Source organism: Algibacter marinivivus (assembly GCF_003143755.1).
GTDB lineage: Bacteria > Bacteroidota > Bacteroidia > Flavobacteriales > Flavobacteriaceae > Algibacter_B > Algibacter_B marinivivus.
Window position 1 is genome coordinate 688,504 of sequence record NZ_QFRI01000002.1, and the last position, 26,166, is coordinate 714,669.

The window sequence follows — 26,166 nt, forward strand, 5'->3', positions numbered from 1 at the left end:
TAGTTTTTTATGGCAGCTACTCAAATCATGCTACTTATAGCAGCTTACTTTGTTGTTTTAATTTTAATATCTTATTTCACTGGAAAAGAAGATAGTAACGATGCTTTTTTCAAGGCTAATAAATCTGCACCATGGTATTTAGTAGCTTTCGGGATGATTGGTGCATCACTTTCTGGTGTTACTTTTATCTCTGTACCAGGCGCTGTTGAAGCTAAACAGTTTGGCTATTTACAAGTCGTATTTGGTTACTTTTTTGGTTATTTAGTTATTGCTTACGTTTTACTACCCATTTATTACAAGCTAAATTTAACTTCAATTTACACCTATTTAAAAGACCGTTTTGGAAATGTAAGTTACAAAACTGGATCTGTGGCATTTTTAATTTCTCGTGTTGTTGGAGCTTCTTTTAGATTGTTTTTAGTTGCCAAAGTATTGCAGCTTTTAATTTTTGACCAATATGGCATCCCGTTTACAGTTACCGTAATTATTACAATTGCACTTATTTGGCTTTATACTTTTAAAGGTGGTATTAAAACTATCATTTTCACTGATACACTACAAACGCTTTTTATGTTAATTTCAGTAGTTGTAACTATTGTTTTTCTAGCATCTGCTTTAGACTTAAACAGTATTTCTGAAGTTTACACCAATGTAAAAGAAAGCGCTATGAGCAAAACATTTTTCTTTAACGATGTAAATGATGCACAATATTTTGTAAAAAGCTTTCTTGCTGGTATGTTTATTACTATTACCATGACTGGTTTAGATCAGGATATGATGCAAAAAAACTTGACATGCAAAAATTTAAAGGAAGCGCAAAAAAATATGGTTTCATTTAGCGTGGTTTTAATTTTTGTGAACATCTTGTTTCTAGTTTTAGGCTTAATGCTTACCCAATATGCCAATCAAAATGGGATAACAGCCAAAAAAGATGACTTATTCCCTACCATAGCCATGTTACCTGAAATTGGGGTTTTAACTTCGGCATTCTTCTTATTAGGTCTTATTGCTGCTGCCTATTCAAGTGCAGATTCGGCATTAACTTCTTTAACAACCTCGTTTTGTATTGATATTATTGAATTGGATAAAAAACCAAAAGCATCTCAAAAAAGAATACGAAAACAAACACATATTTTTATCAGTATTCTATTAGTTATTGTTATTGTTTTATTTGATGCTATTTTTAAAGATGTCTCAGTTATTTGGGAGTTATTCAAGGCTGCAGGATATACCTATGGGCCTTTACTGGGGCTATTTGCTTTTGGTATTTATACAAAAGCACAACTTAAAGATAAATACGTGTGGATAGTAGCTATTATAGCACCAATTGTTTCGTACTTTATTAATAAATATTCAGTTGACTTATTAAGCGGTTATCAAATAGGGTTTGAAATACTTATTATAAACGGTATCCTTACTTTTTTAGGTTTAATATTGATTCGTAGAAAGCAACACTAAAGTACAAGCGGCTTCAAACTCAATATTATTTTTTTTTAGAATGGTATAAAATTCTTGATTTTCCGTCCCTGGATTAAAAATAACGCGTTTAGGTTTTAAAGACACTACATAATCATAATACGCTTGTTGTCTTTTTGGGTTTAAGTATAGCGTTACTGTATCAATATTTTGATAAGGTAATAATGCTGTATCTATTTTTATACCTGCTACTTCTCCTGCTCTTAATCCAAATGCAACTAAATCAACATTATTAGCAACTAAGCGTTGTATGGCGTAGTTTGAGTATCTATTTGGTTTTAATGATGCACCAAGTACTAAAGTTTTTTTATTCATATTATATTTTTGTAAAATTTTATCAATTACAATGAAACTTTGAGAGTCATAATTATGTTAAAATGCTGTTAATCCTTGCAAGATATAGTAACATAAATCCAAATTTTGCGTCTCCTTAGTAATATCAATCAAAAAATCAAACTAATCAAAATGAGAAAATTACTCTTTTTGTGCGCTATTTTATTTTCAATCTCTACAGTGCACGCAATTAATCCCGATTCCAAATTAGACAAAACCGGAACTATATCTGGTAAAGTTTTAGACGCAAACTTAAAACAACCCTTACCATACGTTAATGTAATTATTAAAAATACTGCTGGTAAAACACTTACTGGAGGAATTACTTTAGATGACGGCTCTTTTACTATAAGCAAAGTTGAAGAAGGAAATGTGGTGGTTAGCATCCAGTACATTGGTTATAAAACGGCTGATAAAAATGTATCTATAGGTAAAGGTAATTACAAAGTCAATTTAGGTAATATTTTTCTCGAAGAAGAAGCTGAAGGTTTAGACGCAGTTACTGTAGTAGCCGAAGTTTCTACAATTCAACAAAAAGTAGACAGAAAAGTAATAACAGTAGGAAAAGATCTTACTACCGCTGGTGCTAGTGCTAGTGATATTATGAACAACATACCATCTGTAAGTGTTGATCAACAAACTGGGAACATTAGCCTTCGTGGAAACGAAAATGTACGAGTTATGGTAGATGGTAAATTAAGTAATGTTCCAATCGCTCAACTTTTAAAACAAATACCTTCTACGTCAATAAAACAAATAGAATTAATTACCAACCCTTCTGCTAAATATAATCCAGAAGGTATGAGTGGTATTATCAATATAAAACTCCATAAAAACACACAAATTGGATTTAATGGTAATTTTAATGTTGGTGTAACTAATGAAGTATTTGCTAAATTCAATAGCTCTATTGATATGAACTATAGAAATGGTAAGTTCAACTTTTATGGTAACTACGGGAATAATATTGGAAAGTACGACAATTTTGGTGGTATTGATAGATTAGATGATAATTCTCGTCAAGACTTTAAATTTGGTAACGATAACAAATCCCATTTATATAAAGTTGGTGTTGATTTTTATATGAATGACAAAAACACCATTTCATTTTTCACAAATCAAAACATATTTAATGGAAAAGGATTTGGAAGTACATTTATAAGTTTTGACAATCTTTCACAAGCACAATTATTCAATAACGTTTCTGAAAATTCATCGGGTCAATATAATCTTGCTTACAGACATGAGTTTACCGATGAGAATGAAACTTTAGATATTGAAATTGATTATAACGATTTTGAAAATATGGAAGTTGCTAACTTCGATTTCCTAAACTTTGGTTTTCCTCCTAATTATATTGATAATGTTGATACTAAAAGAAACCAAACTACAGTTAACGTAGACTATGTAAAACCAGTTAACGAGAAAACTAAAATTGAAGCTGGGTTACAAGCCTTACTTTTTGATTCGGATATTGATTATATGTCTTCTGGTCAGACATTTTCTAGTGATGGTGATATTATTTCAACTCCTAGTACTGATTTTGAGTATAATAGAGATATTTATTCTGCTTATTTTACCTACGGAAAGACTCTAGAAAAATGGAATTATCAAATAGGTGTTAGAGCTGAACAAGTAAATGTTACAGCAGATGCTTTAAGAATTTTTGAGGATAATAGCACAGAATTAATTCCTTTTGAAAATGATTATTTTCAAATATATCCTTCAGCTTTTTTAACCTATAACCCGTCTGAAAAGAATTCCTATCAATTAAGTTTTAGTCGTCGTGTAGATCGTCCTGGTTTACAACAAGTAAATCCCATTAGAGAATGGAGTACACCTCGTGTTTCCTCTTTTGGAAACTCTGAGTTAGTACCACAGTTTACAAACTCTATTGAGACTAATTATACTAGGCAACTTAAAAAAGGAAGCATTACCGCTGGCGTTTTTTATAGAATTATTGAGGATAATATTAACAGATTTGTTTTTATCGATAGAACTGATGTTACTGCAGGGAATGCTATTTTATCTTATGATAATTTTGACAACACTACAGCTTATGGAATTGAGTTATCCGCAAATTACAGGCCAACCAAATGGTGGAGCTTAAATGCCAGTTTTGATTTATACTCGCAAACACAACGTGGAATAACAGAAGTTATTGATAACCCAGATATACAAAATGCTACTGTTGATGATATTATTAGGGTTGATACTGAAGTAGACAACGTGATTTGGAACTTAAGAGCATTCAACAATTTTAAAGCTACTAAAAAATTAAGTTTTTCTGTATTTGCAATGTATCGTGGTGAAGAGAAAGGTATACAGTTTACAAGAAAACCTATGTTTATGCTAAATACTGGTATGCGTTATAACTTTTTGGAGGATAACAGAGCAACATTCAGTTTTAATTACAGCGATATTTTAAACACCATGAAATTTGAATTTGAAGGCTCTACCCCATATCCTTCTGAAGGTGCTTTTAATTGGGAAAGCAACACATGGAATATTGCTCTTTCTTACAGATTTGGTGGTGGTAAATACCAAGCTTTAAAAAGAAAACGAAGAGACAACAACACCAAATCTGGCAGTGGTGGATTTATATAAAAAATTTGATAGCCTGCATAATATTTGATGGTTAGTGTTACTGTAGGGTTATTAAATAAGAAACCCCTAAACAAGAGTTTAGGGGTTTTGCTTTTTATTATATTTTATGCTTATTTATATCAAAATGTTAAAAATTATGTTAAATTTTGACAATTAACACAATAACACATAATAATCTACGTTAAACGTATAATACAACATCTAACCAAAAACGAAGTCGTAATTATTTAGAGTTAGTCGTCTACAAAAAACATTTTCGTAAAATAAGATTTGTATAATTAAAAAACTCGAAACCTGTTTCGAGTTTTTTCTTAACATTAAAGTACTAATAGCATTTGAAATTTTATTAGACTTTTTCGTCTAATAAGTTAAGATTCTTCACATTAGTGTTAGTTGAAGTTGATTAATAGCTAGAAAATCCCGAAACCTAAACGTTTCGGGATTTTTGTTTACTTATTAATTATAAATCAATGTTTTTAATTAAGCCCATTTTATTATAGCACTTGCCCAAGTAAATCCACTACCAAAAGCTGCTAAAACCACATTATCTCCTGACTTAATTTTACCTTCTTCCCATGCCTCTGTTAATGCTATAATAACTGAAGCCGCAGTGGTGTTACCGTATTTCATTATGTTATTAAACACTTGATCGTCTCGTAAACCAAATTTCTTTTGAATAAATTGTGCTATTCTTAAGTTGGCTTGATGCGGGATTAGCATATCTATATTTTCTTTTTGCAGGCCATTTTTTGTAAGACCTTCCACAATGACTTCGCTAAAACGAACAACTGCGTGTTTAAAAACAAATGTACCATCCATATATGGGAAATATGATAAATCTTCTTCGCCTGCTTCAATAATTTCTGGAACCCAATGTGCTATACTTGGCCCTTCTACTATAAGTTTATCGGCGTATTTACCTTCACTATGTAAGTGTGTTGATAGGATACCTTTTGTGTTATCTTCTTCCCTAGAGAGTATACAGGCTCCTGCTCCATCACCAAAAATAACAGTTACACCACGTCCTCTGGTAGATTTATCTAATCCGTTACTGTGGTATTCTGCGCCTATTACTAAAATGTTTTTATACATACCCGTTTTTATAAACTGGTCTGCTACAGATATGGCATAGACAAATCCAGAACATTGATTTCTAACATCCAAAGCGCCTACGGTTGGCATATCTAATATGTCTTGAATTTGAACGCCACAGCCAGGGAAATAATAATCTGGACTTAGCGTTGCGAATACAATAAAATCTATATCGTCTTTTGATAACCCTGAACGTTCTATGGCAATTCTTGCTGCCTTGGCACCCATTACTGCTGATGTATCTTCTGATCCTTCAGGAATCCATCTACGTTCTTTTATTCCAGTACGTTCTTGAATCCATTCATCATTGGTATCCATCATTTTAGATAAATCGTGATTTGTTACCACGTTTTCTGGCACATATTTACCTAAGCCGGTTATTTTTGAATTGTACATAGTCTTAATTCATTAGAATAAGCAAAATACAAAATTTAATCAGCTTTTATCAAATTCTAAAACACAAAAAAACTGTGTCAGTTTGTCATATTTAATCAATTGGCATTTTTGTTGTCTATTATTGAAGCGAAGTAAAAAACAACAAAACACAATATATTATGACAAAAGGAAACATTAATGTATCGGTAGAAAACATCTTCCCACTCATTAAAAAATTCTTGTATAGCGACCACGAAATCTTTTTACGTGAGTTAATAAGTAACGCTACTGATGCCACTTTAAAGCTAAAACATTTAACTAATGTTGGTGATGCCAAAGTGGAATATGGCAACCCTCAAATAGAAGTTAAAATTGATAAAGATGGAAAGAAGCTTCATATCTCTGACCAAGGTTTAGGTATGACAGCTGATGAAGTTGAAAAATACATCAACCAAGTGGCTTTTTCTGGAGCTGAAGAGTTTTTAGATAAGTACAAAGATTCGGCTAAAGACTCTGGAATTATTGGTCATTTTGGGCTAGGTTTCTACTCAGCATTTATGGTTGCTGATAAAGTAGAAATTATTACAAAATCTTTTAAAGATGAACCTGCTGCACATTGGACATGTGACGGTTCTCCTGAGTTTACTTTAGAAGCTTCAGACAAAACAGAAAGAGGTACAGAAATTATACTTCATATTGCTGAAGATTCAACTGAATTTCTTGAAGAAACTCGTATCCGTGAGTTATTAAATAAGTACAACAAGTTTATGCCTATTCCAATTAAATTTGGAACTAAGGAAGTTAACGACCCAGAGCATGAGCCAAAAACTACTAAAGATAAAGACGGTAAGGAAACTACAGAACCGCACAAACAAATTACTGTTGATGACATCATTAACAATCCAAATCCAGCTTGGACAAAACAACCAGCTGATTTAAAAGATGAGGATTATAGTGGTTTCTACAGAGAATTGTATCCCATGCAATTTGAAGAGCCGTTATTCAACATTCACTTAAACGTAGATTACCCGTTTAACTTAACAGGTATTTTATACTTCCCAAAAATGTCTAACGACATGCAAATGCAGAAGGATAAAATCCAACTATACCAAAACCAAGTTTTTGTAACTGATAATGTTGAAGGTATTGTTCCTGAATTTTTAACCATGCTTCGTGGAGTTATTGATTCTCCAGATATTCCATTAAACGTATCACGTTCTTATTTACAAGCTGATGGTGCGGTTAAAAAGATATCATCTTACATCACTAGAAAAGTTGCAGATAAATTAAAATCGTTATTCAATAATAACCGCGAAGATTTTGAAGCAAAATGGAACGATATTAAAATCGTGATTGAATATGGTATGCTTTCTGAAGAAAAATTCTTCGAAAAAGCCGATGCTTTTGCTTTATACCCAACAGTTGATGGAACTTACTACACTTATGAAGAGTTGTTCAACAAAATTAAAGCAAAACAAACCGATAAAGATGATAAATTAGTGATTCTTTACGCTTCTGATAAAGATGCACAACATAGCTATATAGAATCGGCTAAAGCTAAAGATTACGAGGTGCTGTTATTAGACTCTCCTATAGTTTCGCATTTAATTCAAAAATTAGAAAGCACTAAAGAAAACATTACGTTTGCTCGTGTTGATGGTGATCATATTAATAATTTAATTAAGAAAGATGAAAACACCATTTCTAAATTAGATGAAGATCAAACCAAAGCTTTAGATGAATTATTGAAAGAAGTTATTCCTTCTGAAAAATTCACAGTACAACTTGAAGCTATGGATAGTAACGAATCGCCTTTCACGATAACGCAACCAGAATTTATGCGCAGAATGAAAGAAATGCAAGCTACTGGTGGTGGCGGAATGAATATGTTTGGCAACATGCCAGAAATGTTTAACCTAGTTGTAAATACAAACTCTGAATTGGTTGGTGAAATTCTTGGAACCAAAACCAAAAAGAAACAAGAGCGACTAATTAACCAAAGTTTAGACTTGGCAAGATTATCTCAAGGTTTACTTAAAGGTGAAGAGTTAACAAACTTCATCAAACGTAGCTACGAGATGATAAAATAGTTGACACGCTGAAAACTATTCGGCATCCTATTATATATTAGAACCACTTTGTAAAAACAAGGTGGTTTTTTTGTTGTTATAACATAAGCTCTAATTATATTTGCCTTTTAAAAATCTATGTTATGAAAAATATACTTACTGCATTAAGCTTAATTCTTTTTATGTCTTGTTCTTCAGATGATAAAAAAACAACCATTGATTTTAGAGCTCAAAACGAAGAAGACATTTTAGCATATATAAGCGCAAATAATTTAAACGCAGAAAAGAGTAATTCTGGATTATACTATGTAATTAACGAACCTGGAACGGGAGCACAACCAACAGCCACAGATAACGTTACTGTTGCATACAAAGGCTATTATACAAATGGAAGCGTTTTTGATGAAAGCAGTGCATCAGGAATTGCATTTGGCTTACAGCAAGTTATTCCTGGTTGGACTGAAGGTATTACATATTTTAAAGAAGGCGGAAACGGAATTTTATTGGTTCCTTCTCACTTAGGGTACGGTAGCAATGACTTTAGAGGAATCCCAGGAGGATCAGTTCTTATTTTTGATGTAGAACTTATTTCTGTTAATTAAAAAACATTCTTTTAACTTATAATTGAAAAACCACTTTGTGAAACAGGGTGGTTATTTTGTTTAAAGACTATCTTGACTTTGTCAGAAAAAAAACATAACTTCGTTTGACGTCGGATATAAGTCATTAAAACGACGCATATCCGTAAAAACCGTTGTAGGTAATTAAAAAAAGAATATGCAATCAAAAATTGAAGTAACAAATTTAATTTCACCAATAATAAGTATTTATAAAGCTTTAAACGATGAATGGAAAAATTTACTCGATGAAGGTCTATACACATACACTCATAGTCAATTATCTAAATATTATTACGTAAATACGTTTTTACATAGATGGGAAAAAATCAAATTTACTGAGGTTTATTATCCTATTAAATCTAAATACAAAGAATTGGAAACCGATTTTACTGATTTAGATGATTTATTTAAGGAATACCAGTATTTTTCTTTAGTTGGAAAGGCTGGCAGCGGAAAGAGTACATTGGTAAAGCATATCTTCATTCAATGTCTAAAACAAAAATTAAAACTACCAATATTAATTGAACTGAGAAACCTTAATAAATCTGACTCAAAAAGCTTAAAAGAATATGTTTCAAAAAAAATATTACTTAATAATGTTAAACCAAATCAAAATATTTTGGAAAGAGCATTGTTCGAAGGCAAATTTCTATTTATTCTAGACGGATATGATGAATTGTTTTCAGATTCCAAACATGAAATTAGAACTGAAATTGAAGAATTTATTGATTTATACTTCGACAATTGTTTCATCATCACATCTAGACCTGGAGCTGGAATTGAAAATTTTCCAAGATTTCATGAATTTCGAGTACTTGATATTGAGTCTGATGAGATTCCTTCATTCATAAAAAAAATGAAAATTGATAAAGAGCGAGAAGAAAGAATTATTGATGCTATATCAGGTAATCTTGATGGGAGTTTAACTTCATATTTAAGAAATCCCTTACTTCTTTCAATGTTTATTTTATCATTTGAAAATCACCCTGAAATACCAAGTAAAAAAAGCGCATTTTACAGAAATGTATTTGACACTTTATATTCAAAACACGATGGAATAACTAAAAGTAGTTTTCCAAGAGAAAAAATTTCAAATCTAGATAGGGAGGAATTTGAAGAACTACTTCAATATTTCTCTTATATCACCTTTTTTAATGGTGAATATACATTTACTGAATCAAGAATAATTGATATACTAAAGATAATCAAGAAAAAAGTCTCTGATCTCAATTTTGATTCCAAAAAAGTACTTTTTGACTTAAAGGTACCTATATCGATTCTTATTAAAGATGGTTATGAATTAAAATTTCCTCACAGATCTATGCAAGAATACTTTGCTGCTAAATTTATTTCATTGTTGAAACCAGATCAGAAAGAAACAGCATATAATAGATATAACAACTTGCTAGAGCAAAGTAAAGATACTGGTTTTGGATTTTGGGATATTTCTTATGAAATAGATAAATATTCATTCACAAAATATTTCTTAATACCGAAAGCAAAAAAAATAATTACTGAATTTTCTAAAGTAAATAGTTTGGAAAATTTTAAACATTTTGGAGAAACGTTGAGCTTAAGTTTTAGCTTTAGTAAAAACAAAAAAGGTGAAATCCAAAATATTAGTCCCGATTCGGGTTTTGGCAATAATTATATAGAAGAATTTAAAATTTTCTCTTTACTAGGTGATGAACAAATAATTCATGACACAATTTCATTCATTTATAAACAGTTTCCTAAAGAACTTAAACAGAAATATTACAAATATATTATAGATATTTTTGACTTAAATAAGATTAAAGATTATACTAAAGTTTCTAGTTATTCAGCTACATTAGAGGAAATGATAAATGACAATTTATTTGATTTATTAGTGGAAAAAGGCGCTCTTAAAAAAATAGAAGAAATGTGTATAGGTTTAAGAAAATCAATAGAACAAATACATAAATCAATAGAAAATCAAAACCAAAATATTTCAGACTTACTTGAATTTTAATATTAACTACCTACAACAACGTATATAAAAAATAGCGGTAGATGTTTAAAAGAATTGTTTTTCCTACTTTTAAAAAAACAATAATCAAATCTGAAAAGTCCGAACACTCAAAACCGCCACTTTTCATATACAAAACCGTTAAACGAACCATTTGAAAATTACCTCAACAAACATAGCAAAACCAACAACCATCATTTGGAATGGGAAAGAAGAACTTACAGGCATTTATAAAAAGTCAGTAAACCAATTTATTTTTTTAGGAAACGAAAACGTTAAAGATGATGAAATCTCAGACAGAAAGCATCATGGTGGTGAGTTTAAAGCTTGCTATCTGTTTTCTGCTGACCATTATGACTACTGGAAAAAGCTATATCCAAATTTAAATTGGGAATATGGTATGTTTGGAGAAAATCTCACTGTTTCTGGATTAAATGAAAAAGAGATTCATATTGGTGATGTTTACAAAATAGGTTCGGCTTTAGTTCAAATAACACAACCTAGAGAACCTTGCTTTAAATTTGGTGTAAAATTTGGCACTCAAAACGTACTAAAGCAGTTTATTGAACATGGATACCCAGGAACTTATATTAGAGTTTTAGAAGAAGGTTATGTTAAAACAGGAGACACATTAGAGTTAGTTGAAAAAGCTAAGAATAGTATCAGCACCTGGGATTTATTCAATTTATTATACAACCAAGAAAAAAATCAAGGCCACATCAAACTAATCATGGATAATAATGCCTTACCTAAACGAAAAAGAGATAAACTGAAATCTTTTTTAAGATAGGATTCTTTAGCTTTAGTATATCTTTGCATCAAACTTTTACAGATGTCTTTTAAAGATTTAAAAATAAGCAAACCTATTTTACGTGCTGTTGCAGAAGCAGGATACGACAACCCTACTCTAGTTCAAGAAAAAACCATTCCGCTTATTTTAAATAAAAAAGATGTAATTGTTTCAGCACAAACAGGTACAGGAAAAACAGCTGCTTTTGCACTACCTATTTTGCAATCGTTATTAGACCAACAAGATGCTCCTAAAAAAGGTAAAACCATAAAAGCACTAATTGTAAGTCCAACCCGAGAATTGGCCATACAAATTGAAGATAATTTTAAAACATACAACACTTACACAAACCTTAGATCAACAGTCGTTTATGGAGGTACTTCTATTGAACCTCAAAAAGATGTTTTGAAAAAAGGCGTAGATATTTTAATTGCCACTCCTGGGCGTTTATTGGATTTACATAAACAAGACATTATCAATCTAGATTATGTTGAAACGTTAGTCTTAGATGAAGCAGATTTAATGTTAGACATGGGTTTTATTGATGATGTTAGAAAGATTGAACGCTTATGTACCCGAGAAAAACAGATTCTTTTATTTTCTGCAACTATCCCTCATAAAGTTGAACAACTAGGTAATTCTATTTTAAAAACTCCTGAACGTGTTGAAGTCGCTCAAAATTCTTCGACTTCAAAAAACGTGGCTCAACTTTTATATTATGTTCCAAAACGTAATAAAATTGAATTGTGTCTCCACTTGCTCAGAAACACTATTAAAGGAAATATCATCATTTTTAGACGCACTAAATTTGGTGTAGATAAATTAGAGAAAACTCTATTAAAAAATGGCTATAAAGTTGATAGCATTCATGGAGATAAAAGTCAGACTGCAAGACAAGATGCTCTAAAAAAATTCAAAAAAGGCGATGTTAATATTTTAATTGCCACAGATGTTGCTGCGCGTGGTATTGATATTACAGATTTGGATGCTGTTATAAATTTTGATTTACCAAACGTACCTGAAACTTATGTGCACCGTATAGGAAGAACTGCTAGAGCAGGAAGCAAAGGAATGGCATATTCGTTTTGTTCTGCAGACGAAAAAAATTACATAAAAACCATCCAACAACTTATTCAACTTCAACTAGATATTATAGAAGACCATCCTTATCCTCTAGATCCAAAGGCTAAACCTATTGTTCATAAATCTAATAAAACAGGTAGTAAACATAGAAAAGGGCGAAAAAGTCAGGCTTCAAAAAAGAAAAAGAAACGTTGGTACTAGTTTAGGCTATCAGAAAATTATATTATTTCTTAAGTTTCAAATCGTTTATTAAAATGATTTTTAAGTAATGGAATTTGAATACAAATCATCAATCCTAAAAGCATAATAGCGTAGGTAAATGTTTTGGATAATGATAAACTAGGCATAATATCCATATTTATATTTTGAAGTACATTTAAATCTATAGATTGCATCCAACTTGTAGTTTCTGTATCACTTCCAAAAAAGAATATATACAATACCAATCCTAAAACTCCAAAACCAATTAAAACCCAAGACTTCTTTGAAATAAGTGGCTTATAAACCGTTACTGTGCTTTTTTCTAAAGCATTGACTTGAGACATTACAGTATCTGTAAAGTTAAAAGAAGGACGCTCTATTGTCTCTTTTCCTAAAACTTTTTTTGATAAATGTTCTAAATATTTAGTTTGTTTCTCCTCCATAATGTTCAATAATTTCTGGTTCTAACTGAGCTTTCATAATTGTTGCCAATTTCTTTCTACTTCTAAACAACTTCACTTTAACATTATTTGGTGTTAACCCAATAACTTTTGAAATTTCATCTAAAGATTGGTCTTCAAAATAATATAAAGTTAATATAAATGCATCATCACTTGGTAGTTGCGTTATACATTTTTGAATGGCTTGGTTTCGCTCTTCATTTTCTAATTGACTTAAAGCATTATCGATTGTTTTTACTTGATGTTCTGTAAATTCATCAATAGCTACATCATTAAAATGTTTTCGATTCTTTTTTAACCGATCCAAACTTGTGTTGTATGCTATTCTATATATCCATGTTGAGAATTTCGAATCGCCTTTAAATCTACCTAAAGATTTATAAGCTTTTATGAAAGTATCTTGTGCAACTTCTTCAGCTTCTTCCCTATTCTTCAACATTCGTCTCGTTAACGTATATACTAGATCTTTATAACGGTCAACCAAAATAGCAAATGCATTGGTATCTCCATTAATAATCAGGTCAATATAATGTTGGTCATCGATGGTCATTTTGAAAGTAAGACGACAATATATTATATAAGGTTACACAACATCTTAAAAAAAAATCAATTAAAAGTGTAACCTAAAATAAAAACATATCGTCATAGGCTATGAACACATTAAAAATAATCAATTAAAAACGAACAATTATGGGATCAGAATTAATCATTATACCAATTATATTTGGTGCAATCTTCGGAGTATTTTATTTATATTTTTCTACAAGAAATAAAGAGCGTTTAGCACTTATAGAAAAAGGAGCAGATGCTAGTATTTTTGTAAAAGGCAAAGGGTATACAGCACCTATATGGAAAATACTTATTTTAAACCTTGCCTTATTATTAATGGGTATTGGTATAGGCGTATTTACAGCTTCAGTATTAGAACAATACACTACTCTTGATGAAGATGCTGTCTATCCAGCTACTATCTTTTTAATGGCAGGTATAGGTCTATTTATAGGTTTTAATATGACTAAAAACTTAGATAAAGAATAAGCTAAAACTACTTATTAACTAAACTAAATAAAACTGCTTTCAATTTTGAAGGCAGTTTTTTTATCATTAACAGTAATATGAAAAATATTAACTTAAAACATAGTATTGAACTTGCTGCAAGAATTTATGTATGGTTTATACTTAGTTCTTACGGTTTAGGAAAAATAGTTGGTGGTCAATTTCATCGTCGTGGAAAACTAACTGAAGATGTTGCGGTGCAAACCCTAGATAATGCAACTGCTTTTGATTTAGCTTGGACATTTATGGGATACTCACAAGCATATATAACATTTATTGGCATGTCTCAAATAATTGGTGCATTTCTATTACTATTTAATAAAACGAAATTTTTAGGAATTATAATTTTAGTACCAATTCTGTTAAACATAATTATATTTGATATAATTTTTCTTCCAGATTATGGAGCATTAGCTAGCGCAACTATATATTTTTCATTATTGATTTTAGTGCTTTATCTTAATAAAGAACGATTAATAAATGCCTATAAGTCCTTTATTACGGTTAATCCAAACGAAGCTAAACTATACAACATTAAAATAATAATAATTACAGTAACTATAATTGCTATAATATTTGGTTTAGATCAGGCTAGTATTTATTTTTTAGATAAATCAGGATTATTTTAGGTAATATCTTAATCATTTTAAGCACATTTACTTCACAGGAAAATCAAAGTAAGTATCTCGAAATGGCTCTCCACGAAGTGTAAAATGCCACCATTCTTTGGGGTAATTTCTAAATCCAAATTTCAACATAAAGGTTTGAAGTAATTGTCTATTATATTTCTGTTTCTCAGTTATATTTTCATAATTAACCCAAGATTCTTGCCCAAAAAAATCATAAGCACTTCCCATATCCAATGGGACTCCAGTGTTACCATCAATAATAGTTAAATCAACAGTGCTACCTCTACTATGTCCAGACCTTGAAGCTATATATTCTTCTTTAAAAAGATTTCTTTTTTTAACATTAGGATAAAACTTGTGCTTGTTAATCGTATCATTTAAATCTTTTGCCCAAGTTATAAAATGATTAACCGCCCGTTGGGGTCTATAACCGTCATAAACTTTTAAACATAAATTCTGTTCTTGCAGTGCTTCATGAATCTTCTTTAGAGCATTAGTAGCTTGTAGGGTTAAAATAAGTTTATTGGATTGATAACCTTCAATTGGTTTACCTACAAAATTATTTGGAGTATAATAACGTAATTCAACATCTAAATCAGGAATTACATCTTCAACATACACAAAACCTTTTTCCAATTGGGCATATAAACTTGTACAAATGAAAAAAATGAAAAAAGTTAGACGATACTCCATTATAATTTTGAATTATGCTAATTTAGAAAATAAAAGAATATGCTTTTTGAAAGTTCGCTAAATTTAAATTTAAAAGGTGCAGATATAAGTTACTATCCAAATTTTTTAAATATTAATGAAGCTAATAAGTATTTTGAAACCCTATTAGACTCTATAAATTGGAGGCAAGATGAAATTACTGTATATGGAAAAACTCATCTTCAACCTCGTTTAACAGCTTTTTATGCTGATAATGAAAACACATATAAATATAGTAACATAAGAATGTACCCAAATCCATTTGAAAGTAATTTATTAGAAATTAAAAATAAAATTGAAACAGAGCTTAAAATAAAGTTTTCAAGTTGTTTAGCTAACCTATATCGTAATGGTAGCGATAGTAATGGTTGGCATAGTGATGATGAAAAAGAACTTGGTATAAACCCAATTATAGCATCAATATCTCTGGGAGCAGAACGCATTTTTCATCTCAAACATAAAACTGATAAGGCTCTTAAAACAAAACTTATTCTACACCACGGAAGTCTTTTAATAATGCAAGGAGAAACTCAACATAACTGGTTACATCAAATACCGAAAACAAAAAAAGACATTGGAAAACGAATTAATTTAACATTTAGAATTATTACATAAAAAAACCGAGTTCCCTCAAACTCGGTTTTCTTTCAATTTGCTTTTTTTATTATGATGCTAGATTTGGGGTTTCCTTTTTTAACAACATAATGCAAATATTAATTAATTAATCCATTGAACTAAAAAGTGTGTTATTTAGTACTCTCCAAATATATAATTAAGAAACATAACAAAACGATTAAATACATTTAAAATCGATGAAATACATTAAATTTTAACATTTAAAGATGAATTAATCGATATTATCGATGAAATACATAATACTAATAAGTGAGAATTAAATTATTTTAGTCTAAAACATAAAAAAAGCATCCTAAAATAGGATGCTTTTTTACTAACTAACCAACCAAAATATGAATTACACTTCTCAAGTTTGAAGTAACCACTCAACAAACTTTATTATGAATGTAATTACAATTACTATATACCAATACTCGTGCCAAACTTTAAATCAAAACATATTTTTTTGATTTATTTAACAATAAAATCTATTATAAATTAATAATCTCTAACTAGTAATTCACGTATAATTATTTGATATTTGCTTTTCTTAAAACGTTTTTAAAATTTATGAATAAAATAGCATTTCTACTAATAGCTTTGTTTTTTATTGCCTGTGGTAAAAAAGAACATGACTTAACTGTAAAAGTTCACGTAAAAGGATTAAAAAAAGGGACACTTTATCTTAAAAAAGTTGAAGACACCACATTAGTCTCAATAGATTCTGTAATTGTTAATGGAGATTCTCAAATCGAATTGCATAGCCATATTGATTCTCCAGAAATATTTTATTTGTATTTAGATAAAAATAGCGCAGAGAAAGATAGAATTTCCTTTTTTGCTGATAAAGGTATTACAGAAATTAACACGACACTAAAAAACTTTGCTTTTGAGGCCAGTATTAAAGGATCAGAGCAACAAAAAATACTAGAAGACTACAAAACTATTATTTCAAAAATCAACAATAGAAACTTAGATTTAGTTAAAGAGCAATTTGAAGCTCAAAAAATTGGTGATACTCAAAAATTAGCTACTCTACAAAAGGAGGCAGAAAGTAGTCTTAAACGCAAATATTTATATACTGTAAATTTTGCTTTAAATAATAAGAATAGTGAAGTTGCTCCTTACTTAGCTCTAACAGAAGTTTACAATGCAAGAATTGATTTATTAGACACGATAAATAACTCTCTAACCACAAAAGTAAAAGATTCAAAATATGGAAAAGAATTAGAAGCTTTTATAACATCAATAAAAAATACTGAGAGTAGTAATTAATTTTACTTTTAAGCCTAAAAAAAGCCTTTTCAATATGAAAAGGCTTTTTTTTGAGCCGATGGAGGGACTCGAACCCACGACCTGCTGATTACAAATCAGCTGCTCTAGCCAGCTGAGCTACATCGGCGTTTAACGGGTGCAAATATAATTGCAAAAATAATATTTGCAAACACTCCACTAATTTTTTTATCCAAGCTTGTTAATTTTCTCTATTAAAGCTCTTCCTTTTGTTTCTAACTCATTATTTATGGACTTAAAATGAGCTTTAGGGTTTTCAATATTTTTAGCATTTACTTTAGCAATTAACTCATCAAAAGTTTCAATTGCCTCATCAATAATAGCTTCGCTTTTTTTTGTGTCTTTATCTGTATTTGTAAATTCCCAGATGTAAACAGCCTCAATAATATCTCCTAAAACGTAATTTATATCCTTTTTTAAATCTCTAACATTTGCCATAATTTCTTATTTAATTTGATTACAAAATTACACATAAACTTCTAATAATTTTGCCTTTTTAGATGTTATTTCATAGTGAGTAGCATCAGCAGGTAACAAAATGGTTTCACCTACTTTTATACTTTCAGAATGATGATTATAACTTATTACAGCTTCTCCTTCAACACATATGTAAATAAAAAATGTATCCTTTTTATTTATCTTTTTTAAAGTATTTGTAACTTCTAAATAACTTGTTGTAAAATATGGGCAACTCACCATTTCGTTTGATTCATTTTCAATTTTAGAATAGGAAACTCTAAAATTATCTGGCATATCAAAATCAATAGCATCAATAGCTAAATCATTATGTAATTCCCTTTCATTACCATTATCATCAACTCTATCCCAATCGTAAACACGATAAGTAACATCACTAGTTTGCTGAATTTCAGCTAACATTACTCCTGCTCCAATAGCATGTACACGACCAACTTCTATAAAATAAGTATCACCAGTGTTAACCTTTTCAAAATTTAAAATATCGGTTAAAGTCTTATCTTCAAGATGCTTCAAATATTTTTCAGGAGTCACTTTTTGATTAAAATCAACTATTAAGTTTGATCCTTCATCTGCTTGCATAACATACCACATCTCAGTTTTCCCAAAGGAGTTATGCCTCTCTGCTGCGAGCTTATCATTTGGGTGTAATTGTATAGATAAATCTTCACGAGCATCAATAAACTTAATAAGCAAAGGAAATTTATCTTCAAAAATTCTATAATTCTGTTGACCAATTAAATCTGGTCCTAAAATTTTCAATAAATCTTTCAAAGATTTTCCTTTATAATACCCATTAGAAACTATTGAAGTATCTCCATCTACATCACTAATTTCCCAACTTTCACCTATATTATGTAAATCAGATTGCTTATTGAGAACTGTTTTTAATTTTTGACCTCCCCAAATTTTATCTTTTAAAATAGGTGCAAATTTTATAGGGTATAATATTTTGTCCATATTAATTTCCTGAATAGGTTACAAAATTACGAGGTGTTTCATATAATGTTATTTCTAACTCTAAATTAGAATTTAGCTTAGGCTTCATTTTATTATAAATAACCACAGCTATATTTTCAGCAGTAGGATTTAAATTGGTAAACTCAGGAACTTCAAGATTTAAATTTTTATGATCAAAAGCATCTTCAACTTCAGTCTTAATTATATCTTTAAGAACCTTCATGTCAATAACATAACCTGTTTCTTTATCTATCCCGCCAGTAACACTAACAATCAATTCATAATTATGCCCATGGAAGTTAGGGTTATTACATTTACCAAAAATTTTGTCATTCTTTTCAAAACTCCAATCTTTTCTATACAACCTGTGTGCAGCATTAAAATGTGCTTTTCTACTTACGGTAACTTTCATTTTGATTCTATGTTTATGTGTTCGTAGAATTTATCAAAAATAACTTTAAACCACTCTGTATAGAGTTCTGGACGTAAAGAAATATCTACTTTTACATCTTCTAATGGCATCCATTTCCAACTCGCTACTTCATCAGTATTAATAACTGGTTCATTCTCGTATTTACCTAATAAAACATGATCATATTCATGCTCTGTTAAACCATTATCAAATGGAGCTTTATAGATAAATGATATAGATTCTTGTAAATCAACAACAAAACCCATTTCTTCCATCAAACGCCTTTTACCAGCTTCAATGTTACTTTCTCCATCTCTTTGATGACTACAACATGTATTTGTCCACAATCCTGGAGAATGGTATTTATCTAATGCTCTTTGTTGTAACATCAGCTCATTTTTATTATTAAAAATAAACACTGAAAATGCACGATGTAATATCGCTTTTTCATGAGCTTCCATTTTTGGCATTAAGCCAATTTGTTCATCCTTTTCATTTACAAGGATTACTTTTTCTTCTTTCATCTGCTTGTTCTTTTTTTTTAATTTGGTCAGATGTAATTCGCTAATAAACATATTGATAAATATCAACTAATAGCTATCGCTCATTTCATAGTCGAACAAAAATACAAACAAAATTACAACTTGTTAAAACTGATTTTAAATAAAAAAGCACCTAAATAAATTTAGATGCCTTTTAAGTTGATGGTTAGATATAAATTAATTTGCAACTACAATAAACTCACTACGCCTATTGTCTTGATGTTCTTCTTTGGTACATTTAACTCCATTTGAACAACGATTTGTTAACCGTGTTTCTCCATAACCTTGCCCTGTTAATCTGTCTTCAGTTATACCGCCTTTTTCTATAATATACGCCCTTGTAGACTTATTTCTTCTATTTGACAATGCCCAGTTATACGCATCTTTACCTCTAGAATCTGTGTGCGAACGTACATCAATTTTTACATTAGGATATTCCTTCATATAGTTTATCACTTTTGCTAATTCAATTTCTGCATCTGGACGAATAAAAGATTTGTCGTAATCAAAATAAATAGGGTTTAAGTTAAGTAATAAAGCTAAATCTGTTCCTATTTTAGCAGCTTCAGGTTCAAGTTTTAGTTCTAATTTTAAATCTGGTTTTTCATCTTCTTTTATAGAAAAATCAGTAAAATCATCTTTATACTTTTCTTTTTTAGCTTCAATTATATAGGTTCTATCCTTACAACCCAGATTAAAAGCAAATTTTCCAGAATCATCACTTTTTAATGATTCAAGTAAATTTCTACTAGAATCATAAATAAATACATTAGCATTAGCCAAAACCTCTTGTGTTCTTTTATTTATTATAGTTCCAGATATAGCCTTAGTACATGGTGGCACAACAAAACTATAAATATCATCATCTCCTTTTCCACCTTCTCTATTTGAAGTGATATATCCTTTACCTGAAGTTTCATTAATGATGTATCCAAAATCATCTTTAGGGCTATTAATAGGTTTTCCAATGTTATGCACCATCGTTGTAGACTCAGAAAGCTTATCGACTTCAATTTTAAAAACATCAAGTCCACCTAAGCCAACATGTCCATCAGATGAAAAATATAGAATTCCTTTATCGCTTACGAAAGGAAAGTTTTCTCTACCTTCTGTATTCACTTTAGGTCCTAAATTTAAAGGTTCACTATAAGTCCCATCTTCATTAATATCTACAACAAAAATATCTGATGCGCCTTGGGTACCAAACATGTCTGAAGCAAAATATAATTTTTTCTCATCAGCACTTAACGCTGGATGTGCTACATTGTACTCATCATTATTAAAAGGCAAAGACTCAATATTTGTCCAAACACTATCAATTAAAGTGGCTTTGTAAATTTTTAATCCATGAATATTTTCACTATTTTTTTTGAACTTTCCTTTGAAAAAATTATTCCTTGTAAAATACGCTGTCTTACCATCTTTAGTGAATGTAGTTGAAGATTCATGATATTTTGTATTTACATCCCCATTAACTTCCTTAATACTTCCATCTTCATTCAATTCAAACAAATCTAAAAAAGGCTGGGCATTCCATTTATAAATAGCTTCATCTTGATCTCTAGACGAAGCAAAAATCAAATGATCATTATAAGTTGACGTTCCAAAATCTGAAAATGCTGTGTTAATGTCTAAATTCAATAATTCAAAATCGTTTGACATTTCGTTAATAGACATAACATAATTAGGTTTACTTAAAAACTCTTTAACTCTTGAATCTTCTGGTCTAATATTCGCAAATAGATTTAAAACTTTATCTGATTCTGCGTAATTTTCCTGAGCTCTTAAAGACTGGGCATATCTAAATAAATTCTCTGGCTCAGTAGGAAGATTTAAATCCATCAGTTTTTTATACCATATTGAAGCGTCTTCCATTTCGCTATTAAAATAGAAGGCATTAGCCAGTTTCTCAATAACTTCTGAAGAAGCATCTTCTTTATTTGCCAATTCTAAAAGTTGATTTCTTGATTCTATATAGGACAGATTATCATACTTTTTTATTGCACTTGAAGCTTTTGCTTTTTGCGCATTAGTAGTATTAAAAACCAAAGCACTTAATATAGATAATATATATATTGTTTTTTTCATGTCTATAATCTTTTAGAAGAATCTTGGTGATAAAATTTTACCTATTTGTTGTAATTCAAATCGCAGCATAATTTCGTGTGTTCCACTATTATAATTATTTAAAGCCGTTGTAGTAGCATCATAAGCATAACCAATAAATAATCCTGGATTAATTTGAAACCCTGCTAAACCACTTACAGAATCATCCCATCTGTATGCTAATCCTAAAGTAAATTTATCGTTAAACAAAGCATTAACAGAAAGGTCAGCAATTAATGGTGCACCTGATACACCTTTAACTAAAAATGCTGGTTTTAATTTAGTACGTTCACTTAAATCAAATACATATCCTCCAATTAAAAAGTAATGTAATCTTTCAGTTGCTATTGATTCTTGAAAATCATCATAATGTTCAGTATTCAAAATATTTGGTACAGATAACCCTAAATACCATTTTTCTGAATGCAGATATAAACCAGCTCCTAAGGTTGGAGAAATTAAATTGATATTTTCATTGAATAAAACATCGGGGTTTTGAAAACGACCTTTGCTCCAATCTGTATCTAAAATATGTAATCCTCCTTTAAGACCAAAAGATAATTCTAAATCTCCAGTTTCATCAACCGGTATCGTATAAGATACATTAGCATCAATACTTGTTTCTTCTGCAGGTCCTAATTGATCGCTAACAATGTTTAAACCCAAACCTATTCTATCATTTCTCAATGGTGAATGAATACCAAAAGTTAATGTTTTTGGTGCGCCATCTATACCAACCCATTGTGTTCTATATAAAGCTGTAGCACTTAACACATCTCGTTGGCCTGCATAACCCGCATTCACACTCATCGTGTTATACATATATTGCGTGTATTGCGGATCTTGTTGTGCTTCAGTTTCTATACTTAATAGTGCAGTAAACACTACTAAAATTAAACCTTTTATTAATGATGATTTTTGTATCATTTTTTTAAATCTTTTTTTAGTTGTTTACTTATTATCTATTTATGTATAACCATCCTACTTTAGGTTTGGTACCATCACCGAAGTCTAGGATATAATAATATGTTCCAGCTGGTAATTGTTCATCTACATTTACTGTAGCTCTACCATTAGATGTACCATCCCAATCATTATTATAACCTCGTTTTTCGTAAACTATGTTACCCCAACGGTTATATATTTCTAACTTATTATCAGGGAAATTATCTATACAATTGATAATCAAAGTATCGTTAACCCCGTCTCCATTAGGAGAAAATTCATTAAATATCAGTAAACAACCTAGTTCTGTTACTGTTGGATCATCAGATGTATTTCCATCTAAATCTTCACCATCATCACTAGTATCACTAACAGTTCCTGACGATTTAGTTAACGCTGTAGCTACAACACTATTACTTACTCCTCCTGCATTAATTGCTGATTGCGTAATAGTAAAGCTAGCTCTATACTCAGCAGTTTCACCAACAAGAAGTGTTCCTTCTGGACTTCCTAAATCAGATCCTATAAAATCAGGTTCTTCAGTCAGAGAAATAATATTACCATTTGCATCTAGGAAGGTATCAACTAATGCTACATTAGTTAAAACTATATCTCCTGTATTTTCAACTTCAATAGTATAAACAATCCTATCTCCTAAATCTGTTCCCTGTACGTCTGCTGTTTTCGTAACTTCCATTATAGCTTGACAACCAGTTGTTATTGGATCACATGGATCATTTGGATCACTTGTTGGTCCGCCTGGGAACGTCGTTGGATCATCTGGTGTACTCGGATCATCGATTCCAGTAGTTTCCTCACAGTCTGTTAAACCATCACCATCTGAATCCGTTGTATTGATACCAATTGGACTACATGGATCGTTTGGATCTGATGTTGGTCCGCCTGGGAACGTGGTTGGATCATCTGGTGTACTTGGATCGTCGATTCCAGTAGTTTCCTCACAGTCTGTTAAGCCATCGCCATCTGAATCCGTTGTATTGATGCCGATTGGACTACATGGATCGTTTGGGTCTGATGTTGGTCCGCCTGGGAACGTCGTTGGATCGTCTGGTGTACTCGGATCATCGATTCCAGTGGTTTCCTCACAATCTGTTAATCCATCACCATCTGAATCTGTTGTATCGATGCCGATTGGACTACATGGATCATTTGGATCACTTGTTGGTCCGCCTGGGAACGTCGTTGGATCGTCTGGTGTACTCGGATCATCGATTCCAGTGGTTTCCTCACAATCTGTAAGTCCATCACCGTCTGAATCTGTTGTATTGATGCCGATTGGACTACATGGATCATTTGGATCACTTGTTGGTCCGCCTGGGAACGTTGTTGGATCATCTGGTGTACTTGGATCGTCGATTCCAGTAGTTTCCTCACAGTCTGTTAAACCATCACCATCTGAATCTGTTGTATTGATGCCGATTGGACTACATGGATCATTTGGATCACTTGTTGGTCCACCTGGGAACGTCGTTGGATCGTCTGGTGTACTCGGATCATCGATTCCAGTAATTTCCTCACAGTCTGTTAAGCCATCACCATCTGAATCTGTTGTATCGATGCCGATTGGACTACATGGATCATTTGGATCACTTGTTGGTCCGCCTGGGAACGTCGTTGGATCATCTGGTGTACTCGGATCATCGATTCCAGTTGTTTCCTCACAGTCTGTTAAACCATCGCCATCTGAATCTGTTGTATTGATGCCGATTGGACTACATGGATCATTTGGATCACTTGTTGGTCCGCCTGGGAACGTCGTTGGATCGTCTGGTGTACTCGGATCATCGATTCCAGTAGTTTCCTCACAATCTGTAAGTCCATCACCATCTGAATCTGTTGTATCGATGCCGATTGGACTACATGGATCATTTGGATCACTTGTTGGTCCGCCTGGGAACGTTGTTGGATCATCTGGTGTACTTGGATCATCAATTCCGGTTAACTCTTCACAATCTGTTAAACCATCACCATCTGTATCTACTGTTGAGGTACATAATGGAACTACTACAGTTATTGTAGCTATATTAGAAGTATTACCATCATTATCATTTACTGTATAAGTAATCGTTGTTATTCCATTATTATAACCTGGTGCTGGACTAAATGTAACAGTTCCATCTCCATTATCAGTAAACGTACCTTCTCCCGGTACAGTAAATGTACTTTGCTGTCCTGGAGTATTTGGATCTAAGTCAATAGTTAAATCATCAATTGTTCCATCTGGATCTGTATCATTTCCTGTAATATCAATTATAATATCAACTCCTGGATCTGTAGTTCCTCCATCATTATTTGCAACAGGAAAGCAGTTAGCTATAATTGGACTACATGGATCATTTGGATCACTTGTTGGTCCGCCTGGGAACGTCGTTGGATCGTCTGGTGTACTCGGATCATCAATTCCAGTGGTTTCCTCACAATCTGTTAAGCCATCACCATCTGAATCAGTGGTATTGATGCCAATTGGACTACATGGATCATTTGGATCACTTGTTGGTCCGCCTGGGAACGTCGTTGGATCATCTGGTGTACTTGGATCATCAATTCCAGTGGTTTCCTCACAATCTGTTAAACCATCGCCATCTGAATCTGTTGTATCGATTCCGATTGGACTACATGGATCATTTGGATCACTTGTTGGTCCGCCTGGGAACGTCGTTGGATCGTCTGGTGTACTCGGATCATCAATTCCAGTGGTTTCCTCACAATCTGTTAAACCATCGCCATCTGAATCTGTTGTATTGATGCCGATTGGACTACATGGATCATTTGGATCACTTGTTGGTCCGCCTGGGAACGTCGTTGGATCGTCTGGTGTACTCGGATCATCGATTCCAGTAGTTTCCTCACAGTCTGTTAAACCATCACCATCTGAATCCGTTGTATTGATACCAATTGGACTACATGGATCGTTTGGATCTGATGTTGGTCCGCCTGGGAACGTGGTTGGATCATCTGGTGTACTTGGATCGTCGATTCCAGTAGTTTCCTCACAGTCTGTTAAGCCATCGCCATCTGAATCCGTTGTATTGATGCCGATTGGACTACATGGATCGTTTGGGTCTGATGTTGGTCCGCCTGGGAACGTCGTTGGATCGTCTGGTGTACTCGGATCATCGATTCCAGTGGTTTCCTCACAATCTGTTAATCCATCACCATCTGAATCTGTTGTATCGATGCCGATTGGACTACATGGATCATTTGGATCACTTGTTGGTCCGCCTGGGAACGTCGTTGGATCGTCTGGTGTACTCGGATCATCGATTCCAGTGGTTTCCTCACAATCTGTAAGTCCATCACCG

The 26,166-nt window shown here is 31.7% G+C and carries 23 protein-coding genes and 1 tRNA gene; 11 read left to right on the forward strand and 13 right to left on the reverse strand.

The window, feature by feature from the left end; genetic code table 11:
* The first annotated feature begins 9 nt into the window (after positions 1-9).
* Positions 10-1,458, forward strand: coding sequence for a sodium:solute symporter (locus DIS18_RS11500; RefSeq protein WP_109353200.1), 1,449 nt, complete (start codon positions 10-12; stop codon positions 1,456-1,458).
* Here DIS18_RS11500 and DIS18_RS11505 read toward each other — a convergent pair.
* Complete coding sequence (locus tag DIS18_RS11505; RefSeq protein ID WP_109353201.1) at positions 1,429-1,791, reverse strand: CoA-binding protein; 363 nt, start codon at positions 1,789-1,791, stop codon at positions 1,429-1,431. The two genes, DIS18_RS11500 and DIS18_RS11505, sit on opposite strands and share 30 nt — an antisense overlap.
* A 150-nt stretch (positions 1,792-1,941) precedes the next feature.
* On the opposite strand from DIS18_RS11505, the gene DIS18_RS11510 reads away from it, so the two are divergent.
* Positions 1,942-4,416, forward strand: a complete 2,475-nt coding sequence (locus DIS18_RS11510) for a TonB-dependent receptor (RefSeq protein WP_109353202.1) — start codon at positions 1,942-1,944, stop codon at positions 4,414-4,416.
* A gap of 480 nt (positions 4,417-4,896) precedes the next feature.
* On the opposite strand, the gene DIS18_RS11515 is transcribed toward DIS18_RS11510, so the two are convergent.
* Positions 4,897-5,904: a 3-oxoacyl-ACP synthase III family protein gene (locus DIS18_RS11515; protein ID WP_109353203.1), complete on the reverse strand. Its 1,008-nt coding sequence runs from the start codon at positions 5,902-5,904 to the stop codon at positions 4,897-4,899.
* A 158-nt stretch (positions 5,905-6,062) separates the two neighbouring features.
* Here DIS18_RS11515 and htpG point away from each other — a divergent pair, with 158 nt between their 5' ends.
* From htpG to DIS18_RS11540, 5 genes are all read left to right on the forward strand, one after another.
* Positions 6,063-7,973 carry a molecular chaperone HtpG gene (gene htpG, locus DIS18_RS11520; protein ID WP_109353204.1) on the forward strand — a complete coding sequence of 637 codons (1,911 nt, stop codon included), beginning with the start codon at positions 6,063-6,065 and terminating at the stop codon, positions 7,971-7,973.
* Positions 7,974-8,095: 122 nt separating this feature from the next.
* A complete protein-coding gene (locus DIS18_RS11525) occupies positions 8,096-8,554 on the forward strand; it encodes an FKBP-type peptidyl-prolyl cis-trans isomerase (protein ID WP_109353205.1) in 459 nt (152 codons plus the stop codon).
* Positions 8,555-8,729: 175 nt separating this feature from the next.
* Positions 8,730-10,565 carry an NACHT domain-containing protein gene (locus tag DIS18_RS11530; protein WP_109353206.1) on the forward strand — a complete coding sequence of 612 codons (1,836 nt, stop codon included), beginning with the start codon at positions 8,730-8,732 and terminating at the stop codon, positions 10,563-10,565.
* Positions 10,566-10,716: 151 nt separating this feature from the next.
* A complete protein-coding gene (locus DIS18_RS11535) occupies positions 10,717-11,352 on the forward strand; it encodes an MOSC domain-containing protein (RefSeq protein ID WP_109353207.1) in 636 nt (211 codons plus the stop codon).
* A 42-nt stretch (positions 11,353-11,394) separates the two neighbouring features.
* Positions 11,395-12,636, forward strand: coding sequence for a DEAD/DEAH box helicase (locus DIS18_RS11540; RefSeq protein WP_109353208.1), 1,242 nt, complete (start codon positions 11,395-11,397; stop codon positions 12,634-12,636).
* 29 nt (positions 12,637-12,665) lie between these two features.
* On the opposite strand, the gene DIS18_RS11545 is transcribed toward DIS18_RS11540, so the two are convergent.
* Both DIS18_RS11545 and DIS18_RS11550 read right to left on the reverse strand, forming a co-directional pair.
* Positions 12,666-13,079 carry a hypothetical protein gene (locus DIS18_RS11545; protein WP_109353209.1) on the reverse strand — a complete coding sequence of 138 codons (414 nt, stop codon included), beginning with the start codon at positions 13,077-13,079 and terminating at the stop codon, positions 12,666-12,668.
* Positions 13,060-13,647 carry an RNA polymerase sigma factor gene (locus tag DIS18_RS11550; protein ID WP_109353210.1) on the reverse strand — a complete coding sequence of 196 codons (588 nt, stop codon included), beginning with the start codon at positions 13,645-13,647 and terminating at the stop codon, positions 13,060-13,062. Before DIS18_RS11550 ends, DIS18_RS11545 begins: the two co-directional genes overlap by 20 nt.
* 140 nt (positions 13,648-13,787) lie before the next feature.
* On the opposite strand from DIS18_RS11550, the gene DIS18_RS11555 reads away from it, so the two are divergent.
* On the forward strand, positions 13,788-14,135 hold the full coding sequence (locus DIS18_RS11555) for a DUF6249 domain-containing protein (protein WP_109353211.1): 348 nt from the start codon (positions 13,788-13,790) through the stop codon (positions 14,133-14,135).
* Positions 14,136-14,212: 77 nt separating this feature from the next.
* Positions 14,213-14,782: a hypothetical protein gene (locus tag DIS18_RS11560; RefSeq protein ID WP_109353212.1), complete on the forward strand. Its 570-nt coding sequence runs from the start codon at positions 14,213-14,215 to the stop codon at positions 14,780-14,782.
* A 27-nt stretch (positions 14,783-14,809) separates the two neighbouring features.
* Here DIS18_RS11560 and DIS18_RS11565 read toward each other — a convergent pair whose 3' ends face one another.
* Complete coding sequence (locus tag DIS18_RS11565) at positions 14,810-15,475, reverse strand: M15 family metallopeptidase (RefSeq protein ID WP_109353213.1); 666 nt, start codon at positions 15,473-15,475, stop codon at positions 14,810-14,812.
* Between the two features lie 39 nt (positions 15,476-15,514).
* Between DIS18_RS11565 and DIS18_RS11570 the strand changes: the two genes are divergently transcribed.
* Complete coding sequence (locus tag DIS18_RS11570) at positions 15,515-16,108, forward strand: alpha-ketoglutarate-dependent dioxygenase AlkB family protein (protein WP_109353214.1); 594 nt, start codon at positions 15,515-15,517, stop codon at positions 16,106-16,108.
* 570 nt (positions 16,109-16,678) lie between these two features.
* Complete coding sequence (locus tag DIS18_RS11575) at positions 16,679-17,383, forward strand: DUF4369 domain-containing protein (RefSeq protein ID WP_109353215.1); 705 nt, start codon at positions 16,679-16,681, stop codon at positions 17,381-17,383.
* Positions 17,384-17,436: 53 nt separating this feature from the next.
* Here the strand turns inward: DIS18_RS11575 and DIS18_RS11580 are convergent.
* The 8 genes from DIS18_RS11580 to DIS18_RS11615 all read right to left on the reverse strand — a co-directional run.
* Positions 17,437-17,510 (reverse strand) — tRNA-Thr (locus DIS18_RS11580).
* Between the two features lie 59 nt (positions 17,511-17,569).
* Complete coding sequence (locus DIS18_RS11585; RefSeq protein WP_109353216.1) at positions 17,570-17,839, reverse strand: hypothetical protein; 270 nt, start codon at positions 17,837-17,839, stop codon at positions 17,570-17,572.
* 27 nt (positions 17,840-17,866) lie between these two features.
* A complete protein-coding gene (locus tag DIS18_RS11590; protein ID WP_109353217.1) occupies positions 17,867-18,838 on the reverse strand; it encodes a type I phosphomannose isomerase catalytic subunit in 972 nt (323 codons plus the stop codon).
* A 1-nt stretch (position 18,839) separates the two neighbouring features.
* Entirely contained in the window at positions 18,840-19,250 is a 411-nt protein-coding gene (locus tag DIS18_RS11595) for a 6-pyruvoyl trahydropterin synthase family protein (RefSeq protein ID WP_109353218.1), read from the reverse strand.
* Complete coding sequence (gene idi, locus DIS18_RS11600; protein ID WP_109353252.1) at positions 19,247-19,774, reverse strand: isopentenyl-diphosphate Delta-isomerase; 528 nt, start codon at positions 19,772-19,774, stop codon at positions 19,247-19,249. The genes DIS18_RS11595 and idi overlap by 4 nt, the downstream gene beginning before the upstream one ends.
* A 195-nt stretch (positions 19,775-19,969) precedes the next feature.
* Positions 19,970-21,880, reverse strand: a complete 1,911-nt coding sequence (locus DIS18_RS11605; protein ID WP_109353219.1) for an OmpA family protein — start codon at positions 21,878-21,880, stop codon at positions 19,970-19,972.
* 12 nt (positions 21,881-21,892) lie between these two features.
* A complete protein-coding gene (locus DIS18_RS11610) occupies positions 21,893-22,825 on the reverse strand; it encodes a PorP/SprF family type IX secretion system membrane protein (protein ID WP_109353220.1) in 933 nt (310 codons plus the stop codon).
* A 31-nt stretch (positions 22,826-22,856) separates the two neighbouring features.
* The coding region (locus DIS18_RS11615; RefSeq protein ID WP_146191823.1) for a T9SS type B sorting domain-containing protein at positions 22,857-26,166 on the reverse strand (3,310 nt) is incomplete at its 5' end.